General features: G+C 66.7%; 12 protein-coding genes. 9 read left to right on the top strand and 3 right to left on the bottom strand.

All coding sequences use genetic code 11. The features are described 5' to 3' along the window. Positions 1-24: 24 nt before the first annotated feature. From DQ353_RS09005 to pdxS, 7 genes are all read left to right on the top strand, one after another. A complete protein-coding gene (locus DQ353_RS09005; protein ID WP_113762417.1) occupies positions 25-315 on the top strand; it encodes a hypothetical protein in 291 nt (96 codons plus the stop codon). Between the two features lie 97 nt (positions 316-412). Next, a complete protein-coding gene (locus tag DQ353_RS09000) occupies positions 413-661 on the top strand; it encodes a sensor histidine kinase (protein WP_113762416.1) in 249 nt (82 codons plus the stop codon). Then, on the top strand, positions 646-1,176 hold the full coding sequence (locus DQ353_RS22570) for a response regulator (protein WP_353616677.1): 531 nt from the start codon (positions 646-648) through the stop codon (positions 1,174-1,176). Before DQ353_RS09000 ends, DQ353_RS22570 begins: the two co-directional genes overlap by 16 nt. Then, on the top strand, positions 1,095-1,406 hold the full coding sequence (locus DQ353_RS22565) for a response regulator transcription factor (protein ID WP_353616676.1): 312 nt from the start codon (positions 1,095-1,097) through the stop codon (positions 1,404-1,406). Before DQ353_RS22570 ends, DQ353_RS22565 begins: the two co-directional genes overlap by 82 nt. 156 nt (positions 1,407-1,562) lie before the next feature. Beyond that, positions 1,563-3,566 carry a threonine--tRNA ligase gene (thrS, locus tag DQ353_RS08990; RefSeq protein WP_113762415.1) on the top strand — a complete coding sequence of 668 codons (2,004 nt, stop codon included), beginning with the start codon at positions 1,563-1,565 and terminating at the stop codon, positions 3,564-3,566. Between the two features lie 4 nt (positions 3,567-3,570). Then, complete coding sequence (locus tag DQ353_RS08985; RefSeq protein WP_113762414.1) at positions 3,571-4,179, top strand: HIT family protein; 609 nt, start codon at positions 3,571-3,573, stop codon at positions 4,177-4,179. A gap of 460 nt (positions 4,180-4,639) precedes the next feature. Continuing rightward, positions 4,640-5,596 (top strand): pyridoxal 5'-phosphate synthase lyase subunit PdxS, encoded by a 957-nt coding sequence (gene pdxS, locus DQ353_RS08980; RefSeq protein WP_425355059.1) that lies wholly within the window; start codon positions 4,640-4,642, stop codon positions 5,594-5,596. Between the two features lie 61 nt (positions 5,597-5,657). Here the strand turns inward: pdxS and DQ353_RS08975 are convergent, their stop codons facing one another. From DQ353_RS08975 to DQ353_RS08965, 3 genes are all read right to left on the bottom strand, one after another. Next, positions 5,658-6,491, bottom strand: coding sequence for an SDR family NAD(P)-dependent oxidoreductase (locus tag DQ353_RS08975; RefSeq protein WP_286166697.1), 834 nt, complete (start codon positions 6,489-6,491; stop codon positions 5,658-5,660). A 104-nt stretch (positions 6,492-6,595) separates the two neighbouring features. Next, positions 6,596-7,354, bottom strand: a complete 759-nt coding sequence (locus tag DQ353_RS08970; RefSeq protein WP_113762412.1) for a GNAT family N-acetyltransferase — start codon at positions 7,352-7,354, stop codon at positions 6,596-6,598. Further along, on the bottom strand, positions 7,351-9,372 hold the full coding sequence (locus tag DQ353_RS08965) for a M3 family metallopeptidase (RefSeq protein ID WP_113762411.1): 2,022 nt from the start codon (positions 9,370-9,372) through the stop codon (positions 7,351-7,353). Before DQ353_RS08965 ends, DQ353_RS08970 begins: the two co-directional genes overlap by 4 nt. Before the next feature lie 79 nt (positions 9,373-9,451). Between DQ353_RS08965 and DQ353_RS08960 the strand changes: the two genes are divergently transcribed. Together DQ353_RS08960 and pdxT are read left to right on the top strand one after the other, a co-directional pair. Further along, positions 9,452-10,705 (top strand): CapA family protein, encoded by a 1,254-nt coding sequence (locus DQ353_RS08960; RefSeq protein ID WP_286166696.1) that lies wholly within the window; start codon positions 9,452-9,454, stop codon positions 10,703-10,705. 137 nt (positions 10,706-10,842) lie between these two features. Beyond that, positions 10,843-11,514: a pyridoxal 5'-phosphate synthase glutaminase subunit PdxT gene (gene pdxT, locus DQ353_RS08955; RefSeq protein ID WP_113762410.1), complete on the top strand. Its 672-nt coding sequence runs from the start codon at positions 10,843-10,845 to the stop codon at positions 11,512-11,514. Positions 11,515-11,516 lie beyond the last annotated feature (2 nt).

Here is an 11,516-nt window from a genome sequence, read left to right as displayed (position 1 = left end):
CTTTTCCGTAGAATGCCAGGAAGCATGAATGGCAATTCATTCGCATCGGAGCAGGAAATCATCCCCACAGGGTCGCCCCTGGCCGCAATCGAAACCCATGCTGACCCTCGTTTCGCGGTAGTAAAGGACCAAAAGTTCGTGCCGGCATTCTTCAAGAAGAAAACCTGGCGAGCCTTTGCCTACCACTGGGCCATGCTGTTCCATGCTCCTTTCGGATTCACCCATGCCATCCTGATGATCTCGCTGGGTGCATCCCTCCTGGTGACAGTCATCGGGCTGAGCATTGCCGACAAGGAGCGGCAACCGATGCGTTGAACCACCTGCGCGGCCTGGCCAGCGTCATCCGGCCCGCCGCCATCAACGATGACCTGGACACGGCGCTGGAATCGCTGGTTGCGGCGGCCCGATGCCCGTGTCCCTGACCTATTCGCCGGCTTCCCGCCCCAGCCCGGCGATCGAGGCCATCGCGTACTTCTGCACCGCGGAACTGCTGAACAACGCGGCCAAGCACTCCGGAGGCACACGCATCACCATGAAGGTCGCCACCGCAGGGATCGGGAAGCAGCTGGTGCTCAGCGTGCTTGACGACGGCATCGGGGGGAGTGGACCCGGCAACCGGAAGCGGCATCGAGGGACTCAAAGCCCGTGCCACGAACGTTGACGGGACATTGGACATTTCCTCGCCCCGGGGAGGGTCCACGAGGTCACTCTCAGGCTGCCGCTTTCTTGGACGGGAAGGAGCCGGGGGAAACTGGGGCATGGGGATTTCCATTGCCGAGGATTCTGCCCTGCCGGGCTGCCGGGCTCACCGAGTTGCTGACCGGCCGCGGGCATCAGGTGGTTGCCGCGGTGGACAACGCCGAGGACCTGCTCGCCTCCCTGGCCACCGACGCTCCCGACGTGGTGATCCTGGACAACCGGATGCCGCCGACCCACACCAACGAGGGCATCCGCGCTGCCCTGGCCCTGCGCACCACCGACCCCAGCGTCGGGGTGCTGGGGGCTCTCCCTATACGCGGAGACGCGCTACGTATCCCGGTTTTTTGCCGGACAGCCCTCGGGGACCGGATACCTGCTCAAGGACCGGGTGGCGGGTGGGCTCGTTCATCGAGGCGCTGGCACGGATTGCCGCCGGGGAAACCGTGCTCGACCCGGAGGTCGTCCGCCAGCTCATGAGCGTCTCGAACCGGGCCGCGGGGCTGGAGATGCTGACCCCGCGGGAGCAATCGGTGCTCGAACTCATAGCGCAGGGGCGCACCAACGCGGGGATCTGCGCGGAGCTCATCCTCTCCGCCGGGGCGGTGGAGAAGAACATCACCGCGATCTTCTCCAAGCTGGGCCTCGAGCCATCCGGGGGCGACCAGCGACGGGTGCTGGCGGTGCTCAAGTACCCGGAGCACGCATAGCCTGGGCCTATTGGGACCATCGGGGCCCGGGCCGTGATGACATGCGTGGTTTTCGATTGGTTGGCACCGGCGGGCGTCGGTTAAGCTGGTAGTTGGCTGGTTGTGGCCACCGTACGCCACAAGCCATGAAGCCGAACCACGAAACGAGGAGCCGTAGTGCTTGAGCAAATCACACTGACCGTCGATGGCGAACAACGCGAGGTGAATGCCGGCACTACCGGGGCCGAGCTGTACTTTGACGACCGCGAGGTCGTCGTCATGCACGTCGATGGCGTGCTGCGCGACCTTTCCCGCCCGCTGGAGGCCGGAACCACCGTCGAACGCGTCACCATCGATTCCCCCGCCGGGCTCGAGGTGCTGCGCCACTCCACCGCGCACGTCATGGCCCAGGCCGTGCAGCAGCTGCGCCCGGATGCCAAGCTGGGCATCGGCCCGTACATCACCGACGGCTTCTACTTCGACTTCGACGTCGCCGAGCCGTTCACTCCCGAGGACTTGAAGACCCTCGAGAAGATGATGCTCAAGATCGTGAACCAGAACCAGAAGTTCGCCCGCCGCGTCGTCACAGAGGACGAGGCCCGCAAGGCCATGGCCAACGAACCCTACAAGCTCGAGCTGCTGAAGAAGGCCAACGAAGCCGACTCGGCCGGCGAGGGCGTCAACGTCGAGGTCGGCGCCGGCGAAATCACCGTCTACGACAACGTCGACCGCAAGTCCGGCGAGACCGTCTGGTGCGATTTGTGCCGCGGCCCGCACCTGCCCAACACCAAGCTGATCTCCAACGCCTTCGCGCTGACCCGCACCTCGGCCGCCTACTGGCTGGGCAACCAAGACAACCAGCAGCTGCAGCGCATCTACGGCACGGCCTGGCCGACCAAGGACGCCCTGAAGGCCTACCAGGAGCGCATCGCCGAGGCCGAACGCCGCGACCACCGCAAGCTCGGCGTCGAACTCGACCTCTTCTCCTTCCCCGACGAGCTGGGTTCCGGCCTGCCGGTGTTCCACCCGCGCGGCGGCATCATCCGCAAGGAAATGGAAGACTACTCGCGTGCCCGCCACGTCGAGGCCGGCTACGAGTTCGTCTACACCCCGCACATCACCAAGGGCCACCTCTACGAGGTCTCCGGGCACCTTGACTGGTACAAGGACGGCATGTTCCCGCCGATGCACGTGGACGCGGAGCTCAACGAGGACGGCACGGTGCGCAAGCCCGGCCAGGACTACTACCTCAAGCCCATGAACTGCCCCATGCACAACCTGATCTTCCGCTCGCGCGGACGGTCCTACCGCGAACTGCCGCTGCGTTTGTTCGAATTCGGCTCGGTCTACCGCTACGAGAAGTCCGGCGTGGTCCACGGCCTGACCCGCGTGCGCGGCATGACACAGGACGACGCCCACATCTACTGCACCAAGGAGCAGATGAAGGACGAGCTGACCGAAACACTGAACTTCGTGCTCGGGCTGCTCAAGGACTACGGGCTGGATGACTTCTACCTGGAGCTCTCCACCAAGAACCCGGAGAAGTTCGTCGGCGACGACGACGTCTGGGAGGAAGCGACCCGCACCCTGGCCGAGGTCGCCGAGGCCTCGGGCCTGGAGCTGGTCCCGGACCCGGGAGGAGCCGCCTTCTACGGCCCGAAGATCTCCGTGCAGGCCAAGGACGCGCTGGGCCGCACCTGGCAGATGTCCACCATCCAGCTGGACTTCAACCTGCCCGAGCGCTTCGAGCTCGAGTACCAGGCCGCCGATGGCACCCGCCAGCGCCCGGTGATGATCCACCGCGCCCTGTTCGGTTCCGTGGAACGCTTCATGGGCGTGCTCACCGAGCACTACGCCGGCGCCTTCCCGGCCTGGCTCTCCCCGGTCCAGGTTGTGGGCATCCCGGTGGCCGAGGCCTTCAACGAGTACATGTTCGATGTCATCGACAAGCTCAAGGCCGCGGGCATCCGTGCCGAGGCGGACATCTCCTCGGACCGGTTCCCGAAGAAGATCCGCACCGCGTCGAAGGAAAAGGTCCCGTTCGTGCTCATCGCCGGCGGCGAGGATGCCGAGGCCGGGGCGGTGTCCTTCCGCTTCCGCGATGGCAGCACCGACAACGGCGTGCCGGTCGACGAGGCCGTCGCGCGCATCGTCGCGGCCGTGAAGAACCGGGAAGCCTAGATCCATGGGGGAGTCCACGAACGTCTACGCATCCACCCATCCGGGTGGCGCGTCCCAGGAAGCAGCCGATGCCGCCATCACCGACGACTTCGAACTCGCCGGGGTGCCCGATTCGTTCCAGCGCCTGTGGACTCCCTACCGGATGGCCTACATCAAGGCCGGCCAGGACCAGGTCAAGGACGAGGAATCCTGTCCCTTCTGCGCCGGGCCGACCCGCAGCGACGAGGATTCGCTGATCATCCACCGCGGCAAGACCGCCTACGTGATCCTGAACCTCTTCCCGTACAACCCGGGCCACCTGCTGATCTGCCCGTACCGCCACGTGCCGGACTACACCGACATCACGGCGGAGGAAACCGCTGAGATGGCAGCGCTGGCCCAAAAGGCCATGCGCGTGCTGCGGCACGTCTCGCGTCCCACCGGTTTCAACCTGGGCATGAACCAAGGCGTCACCGGAGGTGCGGGGATTGCCGCTCACCTGCACCAGCACGTGGTCCCGCGCTGGGCGGGGGACGGAAACTTCTTCCCGATCATTGCCGAGACCAAAGCCATCCCGGCAACGCTCAGCGACATCCGCGTGGACCTTGCCGCCGGCTGGGCGGACATCGACTAAAACGACATGGCACTTCATGGATTGGCCGTCGGGGATGACCCCGGCGGCCAATCCGTTTAATATGCAAGCAGGCATCGCCGACGATGCTTCGGCCAGTGCCACTCCTTGCGCTTGCCGCCTGCGGCCCCGGGGAACGGATCGGGCGTGTGCGGGTGCAGCGAACCGAGGGGACAGGGATTCCGGCGCGAGCGTGGAAAAGTCGGGCGCCCTGTTGCCCGAATGGGGCCCAGAGGTCAGGGCGGCATTTGATTTTCCGTGTCTTTCGCCATCGAGATCCGGGGCGTGGACGGAAAACGGTGTGCAATCCTAAATTGAGGCTCCCACTAGGAGGTTTTGCGATAACGGTCGAGTTTTCGCAGCATTTTCCCTGCCGCTTTCCGCGCTGGACAGTAGGTGTATTTGCACCTAGTTTTGAATTGTGACGACACACCCGCGGTCTTTGTGACGCGGCGGACCTACGATGATTCGCGTACTGCTCACCTTATTGAAAGGAACCCCCAAGGTGTCTGAAAACCAAGGCGTCCCCACCCCCGCAACCACCGTAGGTAGCGACCGCGTCAAGCGGGGCATGGCCGACATGCTCAAGGGCGGCGTCATCATGGATGTTGTCACGGCGGAACAGGCACGCATCGCCGAAGATGCCGGCGCCGTTGCCGTCATGGCCCTCGAGCGCGTTCCGGCCGATATCCGTGCCCAGGGAGGCGTTTCGCGCGCCAGCGACCCGGACATGATCGACAGCATCATCGCCGCGGTTTCCATCCCGGTGATGGCCAAGGCCCGTATCGGACACTTCGTCGAGGCGCAGATCCTGCAGTCCCTCGGCGTGGACTACGTCGACGAGTCCGAGGTCCTGTCCCCGGCCGACTACGAGCACCACATCGACAAGTGGAACTTCAAGGTTCCCTTCGTCTGCGGCGCCACCAACCTCGGTGAGGCCCTGCGCCGCATCAACGAGGGTGCTGCGATGATCCGCTCCAAGGGCGAGGCCGGCACCGGCGACGTTTCCAACGCCACCGGCCACATGCGCAAGATCCGCTCCGAGATCGCCAAGCTCGCGGCGCTTCCGAAGGACGAGCTGTACGTTGCAGCCAAGGAGTTGCAGGCCCCGTACGAGCTGGTCAAGGAAGTTGCCGCCACCGGCAAGCTGCCGGTCGTGCTCTTCACCGCCGGCGGCATCGCCACCCCGGCCGACGCCGCGATGATGATGCAGCTGGGCGCCGACGGCGTCTTCGTGGGCTCGGGCATCTTCAAGTCCGGCAACCCGGCACAGCGTGCCGCAGCCGTCGTGAAGGCAACCACCTTCTTCAACGACCCGGACGAGCTGGCCAAGATCTCCCGCGGCCTGGGCGAAGCCATGGTCGGCATCAACGTCGCCGACATCCCGGCACCGCACCGCCTGGCCGAGCGCGGCTGGTAGGTCCCGGGCCACAGCCGGACAGGCAACGGGCCGGGTGCGCCGGATCCAGGATTCCCCTTCATTAAACGGGGGAAGGCGGATCCGGAAGGCACCCGGCCCGTTTGTCGTTCCCGGCCGGCGGGAGCGTTGCTGCTCTCCTGAACCCCGGTATCAGCGCCGGGGCATGCCCGTGGCCCAGGTGATCAGCGCATCGAACAGCCGGTCGCCAAGGAAGCTGCGCGCCAGGAACAGCGGCTTGGCACCGAAGCCCACGGCGTACCGGGTCTTGGGCCTGGATGCACGCACGGCCCTTCCGACCGCGTCGGCCACCACCCGCGGAGGGGAGTTGCGCCCAACGGCGGTTTCCCCGCGCGGCGGCAATGCCGCCGGGTTCGATCACGACGACGTCGATGCCGAATGGCCTGACTTCCAGGCGCAGGCAATCGCTGAGCGCCTCGAGGGCAGACTTCGTGCCGTGGTACCAGCCGCCCGGCGGCGTGTGGGTATTCCCTCCCGTTGAGCTGATGTTCACGATGGTGCCCGCCCCGCTGGCGCGCATGGGGGGCGGCACCAGCTGCGCGAGCCTGATCGCCCCGAACACGGTGACCTCGAACTGCCGGCGCCGCTCGTCGATCTCCACGTCCTCCAGGGCATCGTGGGAACCGTAGCCGGCGTTGTTGGCCAGCACATCGATGCGGCCGGACTCGGCGATGATCCGCTCGATCCCGGCCCGCATGGAGGCGTCGTCGGTGACATCCATCCCCATCACGGCAATGCCGTCCGCCGCGAGGACCTGCATCCGCTCGAGGCGTCGGGCCGCCGCGTAGACGGTGAAGCCCATGGCCTGCAGCTTCCGGGCTGTGGCTTCCCCGATTCCCGAGGATGCCCCGGTGACCAGTGCGGTCTTGCCTGTCATGGGGGTTGCCTCCCGGTAACAGCGGCTGTGGTTCATGAACAGCGTGGAGAACGGCGCAGCTCGGGTCGCAAATCCGGTGTGCCGGGAGTGGTGGCCCCGGGTGGCTACTGGCGCAGCACCAGGTGCCGGCCGCGACCCAGCAAACGCATCCCGTTGGCCTCGAAGAACGGTGCCGAGCTCGGGGAGGCGGCGGCAATCAGTTCGATGGGCGTGTCCTCCTCCAGCCCCAGCGGATTGACCATGCCGCGGGCCAGCCCGTTGAGCAGGGCCGAGCCCACGCCCGTCCGGCGCTGTGCCGAGGCGACGGCCAGGCCGTGGATGGCCAGCTGGCCGCCCAGGGCCTGCTGGGCAAAGGCGCGGCCCACCAGCTCGCCCTCAAGGGTGCGCGCGGTGGCCTGCTCGATGCGGCGCAACGCCGGGTGCCCGGCGCTCAGCCCGGCAGCGGCCGGATCGCGCCAGAGATTGGCGACCTGCAGTTCCTTCGCGTCGGCGCCCCGGGCCTCGGGGATCTCCGTGCCCAGGCGCACGCGCCCGTCCCACGGTTCCTCGGGGCCCACCAGTTCGCCGGCATGCCAGGAGATCTGTGCGGCATCGGAGAACCCGGCGGCCTCCAGCGGGCCGGAGGGCGCACCGGAATTGACCCAGGCCTCGATCCGGCGCACACCCAGGCGCGTGCCTTCGGCCAGGCCCGGGCGCAGCCCGGCCTCCTGCGCGTGGGCGGGGAAAAGCAGCACCAGCCGGCCCCTGGCCGGCTGCCAGGCCCACGAGCAGCCGTGGGTCGTGAAGAGCTTGCCGCCGGTGGCGATCGCCATGGCCTGGTGCCAGTGCGAGAGCGCGTCCTGCGCAAAACCAATCGTTGTCACGCGTTCGTGCTCCTTGCCAGTCCGCGGCGCACCAGCAGCGGTTCGATCCGTGCTTCCCTGCCGCGGAAGATCTCGTAGGATTCAAGCGGGTCGCGGGTGTTGCCGCGCGAGAGCAGCTCGGTGCGGAACCGTTCGCCGTTTTCCCGCTTCAGCCCGCCGTTTTCGGTGAACCACTCGACGGTGTCGGCGTCCAGCACCTCGGACCAGATGTAGGAGTAGTAGCCGGCCGAGTACCCGCCGTCGAAAATGTGCTTGAAGTAGCCGGTGCGGTAGCGCGAGGGCACCAGCTCCGGGATCAGCCCGGCCTCGGCGAGCACCCGCTGCTCGAAGGCCAGCGGATCGGAAACCAGTTCCCCGTCGGCCAGCGAGTGCCAGGCCAGGTCAAGGACGGCGGCGGTGAGGTACTCGGTGGTGGCGAATCCCTCGCCCCACAGCGCAGCGGCCTCCAGGACCTGGACCGTGCCGGCCGGCAGCGGCTCCCCGGTGCGCGTGTGCGCGGCATAGCCGGGCAGCACCTCGGCGTGCAGGGCCCACATCTCGTTGACCTGCGAGGGGTACTCCACGAAGTCGCGCGGCACGGAAGTGCCGGCCAGCGACGGGTAGGTCCCGGCGGAGAACAGCCCATGCAGCGCGTGCCCGAACTCATGGAACAGCGTGTTGACCTCGTCCAGGGACACCAGCGCCGGTTCGCCCTCCGCGGGCTTGGGGATGTTCAGGGTGTTGGTCACCACGGGACGCTCGCCCAGCAGGGACACGGATTCGCGGATGGAGTTCATCCACGCACCCCCGGCCTTGGTGGACCTGGCAAAGAAGTCGCCCACGAACAGACCCAGTGTGGAGCCGTCCTCGTTGAAGACCTCCCAGGTGCGCACATCGGGGTGGTAGAGCGGGAAGTCGAAACGCTCGGTGAAACCCAGCCCGTAGAGGCGGGATGCCGCGGCAAACACGCCGCGCTCGAGCACGGCATCGAGCTCGAAGTATTCGCGCAACGCCCCGCGGTCCAGCGCGTGGCGTTCGCGCGCCACGGCGGCGGAGTAGAACGCCCAGTCCCAGGGCTCGATGGGGGAACCGGAAATCTTCTCAAGTTCCTTGGCCTCGGCCCGGGCGTTGGCCACGGCCGCCGGGATGAGCTCGGCCAGGCGCCCGCGCACCGCAGCCAGGTCCGGGGCGGTGGCCTCCTGCAGCACCACATCGGCGTGCGTGGCAAAGCCCAACAGCGCCGCACGCTTCGAGCGCAGCGACGCCATCCGTGCACCCAGGTCCAGGGTCCGGTTCTCGCCCTTCTGGCCGCGGTTCACCGAGGCCTCGAAAAGACGGCGGCGGGATGCGGAAAGTTCGAGCCGCTCGAGCAATGGCTGCCCGGTGGGCAGCACCAGGGTCAGCAGGTAGCCGTCGGTGTGTCCGGCGGCTCGTGCGGCATCCGCGGCGGATGCCAGGTCCCCGTCGCTGAGCCCGGCCAGTTCGCCCGGCTCGGCAAAGTGGACGGCGGCCTCGTTCATCGCGCCCAGGAGCCTGCGCGAGTATTCGCTGGACAGGTCCGTGATCTCGCTGTTCAGCGTACGCAACTGCTTCTTGCGCCCAGCATCGAGTTCGGCACCGGCCGCACGGAAGGTGCGCAGCGTCTCCGAGACCAGCCGCTTGTCCTCGCCGTCCAGTGCGCCGGCGTCCAGGGAAGCCAGGCGGGCAAAGAGTGCGCCGTCGAGGTGGATGGCATCCTGGTGGCCGGAAACCAGCGACTGGATCTGCGGGTCGATCTCGCGCAGTTCGTCGGTGCCATGGGCGGAGAACACCGTCCAGTACGCCATCACGGCGCGCCGCAGCAGTGCACCGCTGCGTTCCATGGCCACAAAGGTGTTCTCGAACGTGGGGACCTGCGTGTTTTGCGCGATGGCCCGAAGTTCTTCCAGGTGCCCAGCCACGCCCTGCTGGACGGCATCCAGGTAGTGGGCTGCCTCCAGGGCTGAATAATCTGGGAATTCAAACGGCAAGGTGCTTCGCTCAAGCAACGGATTATGCATGCTGTTAACCCTGTCATAAGCCCGCGGCGCTGTGGGTTTCCCGCGCCGGAATGCACGCGGCAAAGGTTAGGCTCTTAGCATGTTTGATCGAATCGTGCATGGGCCCGGGGCCCGGAAACGTGCAGCCTTCGGCGCCGCGCTGCTCCTGGCCGCATCCCTGGCGGCCTGCACCCCCGCCCCGCCGCCGGGTCCCGCCTCGGCCAGCATGCCGGTGCTCACCGCGCCGTCGGCCGCGAGCCCCGAAACCCCGACGGCCTCGGCCACCCCGTCTCCGAGCGCCACCAAAGCCGACGGGGACACCGCGGACCCGTCGTGCCCGGGGGACGAGTGCATCGAGGTCGCGGTGGCCGGGGACATCCTGCTGCACCCGGCATTGTGGGCCCAGGCCGAGCTGGACGGGAAGGGGAAATACGACTTCGACCCCCTGCTGGCGGGCATCGCCCCCTACCTGGACCAAAGCGACCTGGCCCTGTGCAACCTGGAAACCCCGGTTGCGGCCCCGAACGGGCCATTCGGCGGATATCCGATGTTCAACGTCCCCCCACAGATCATCCCGGCCTTGAAGAAGGCCGGCTATGACGGCTGCACCACCGCCAGCAACCATTCCATGGACGCCGGCGTGGCCGGGGTCAAACGGACCCTGGACGCGCTGGCGGCGGCCGGGATGGTTTCCACCGGCTCCTACCGCAGCAAGGCCGAGGCCCAAAGGCCGCTGCTGGTTCCGGTGGGCAGCGCCAAGGTCGCGGTCATCGCCGGCACCTACTCGCTGAACGGGATGAAGGAAGACGTGCCGTGGCGGGTCGACGACATCGAGAAGGCCTCGCTGGTGGCCCGGGCCAAGGCGGCACGCGCGGCCGGGGCGGACATCGTGCTCGCCGCGATCCACGACGGTGCCGAATACACCAGCACCCCCACCGCCGCCCAGCTGGCACTCTACCGTTCGCTGGCGGCCAGCGGCGAGTTCGACTTCATCTACTCCCACCACACCCACTCGGTGCTGCCGATCGAAAAGCACCGGGGCACCTGGATCGTGTACGGGCTGGGCAACTCCGTGGCCAAGCACGCAACCAAGACCGCGCTGAACAAGGAGGGGCTCACGGTGAAAATGCAGTTCGTGCGCACCGGAAACACCTGGAAATCCGGGGACCTGGTGTGGGCGCCGCACATCATGAAACCATCCCCGTTGCGCTGGTGCGCGCTGCCCGCCGCAGCGTCGGCCCCGTGCACCACCGATGCCAAGGATGCCGCCTCGCTCAAACGCACCACCGACACCGTGAACTCCATGAACGCCAAGGCAAACGGCGCGAAGATGTGGACGCTGGGGAGCCGCTGACCGGCATCCGGGAATCCGGGCGTGTCACGAAAATATTCCCAACGGGGTGCACGGGTTTATTCTGAGCTGTCCACGTACTTCATCGCGGTGCGCGCGGCATGCATGATCCGTTCCACGAGACTAGAAAGTGATCCACCTTGGCGCCACGAATTGGAGTCCTTGCCCTGCAAGGGGATGTACGCGAACACCTGCAAGCACTCGAATCACTGGGTGCCCTTGCGCTGCCGGTGAAAACACCGGGTGCACTGGCGGACCTGGACGGCTTGGTCATTCCCGGCGGGGAGTCAACGGTGATCGACAAGCTAGCCCGCATGTACGGGGTGGCCGAGGCGCTCAAGGCCAGGATCGCAGACGGGTTCCCGGTCTATGGATCGTGCGCCGGAATGATCCTCTTGGCCGACACCATTGCCGACCCGACCACCAACATGAAGGGTGAACCCCAGCAAAGCTTCGGGGGAATCGATATGGTGGTGAAGCGCAATGCCTTCGGGCGACAGGTCGATTCGTTCGAGGTCGACCTTGCGATCAAGGGACTGGACACCCTTCCCAGCCAGGACCCGGACCGTGCCACCGAGCCGGTCCGCGCGGCATTCATCCGCGCACCCTGGGTGGAAAGCGTGGGGGAGTCCGTAGAGGTACTGGCCACCATCCCCGCCGAAAACACGCCCTTGGGCGTGGACGGGACAAGGGTGGCTAGAATTGTTGCAGTACGTTCTGGAAAATTATTGGCGACTTCCTTCCACCCCGAGGTGGCCGGGGAGCGCCGGATCCATGAACTTTTCATTCAAATGATCAGAGGAGACGCGTAAGC

It is taken from the genome of Arthrobacter sp. AQ5-05 (assembly GCF_003287975.1).
In the GTDB taxonomy this organism is placed as follows: domain Bacteria; phylum Actinomycetota; class Actinomycetes; order Actinomycetales; family Micrococcaceae; genus Paeniglutamicibacter.
This window is presented reverse-complemented; position numbering and strand designations above follow the sequence as displayed.

Bases quoted from the DNA above. Each gene is read 5' to 3' on its own strand.
- DQ353_RS09005 (WP_113762417.1), top strand. From the start codon at position 25: ATGAATGGCAATTCATTCGCATCGGAGCAGGAAATCATCCCCACAGGG.
- DQ353_RS08985 (WP_113762414.1), top strand. From the start codon at position 3,571: ATGGGGGAGTCCACGAACGTCTACGCATCCACCCATCCGGGTGGCGCG.
- pdxS (WP_425355059.1), top strand. From the start codon at position 4,640: ATGATTCGCGTACTGCTCACCTTATTGAAAGGAACCCCCAAGGTGTCT.
- DQ353_RS08975 (WP_286166697.1), bottom strand. From the start codon at position 6,491: ATGACAGGCAAGACCGCACTGGTCACCGGGGCATCCTCGGGAATCGGG.
- DQ353_RS08965 (WP_113762411.1), bottom strand. From the start codon at position 9,372: ATGCATAATCCGTTGCTTGAGCGAAGCACCTTGCCGTTTGAATTCCCA.
- DQ353_RS08960 (WP_286166696.1), top strand. From the start codon at position 9,452: ATGTTTGATCGAATCGTGCATGGGCCCGGGGCCCGGAAACGTGCAGCC.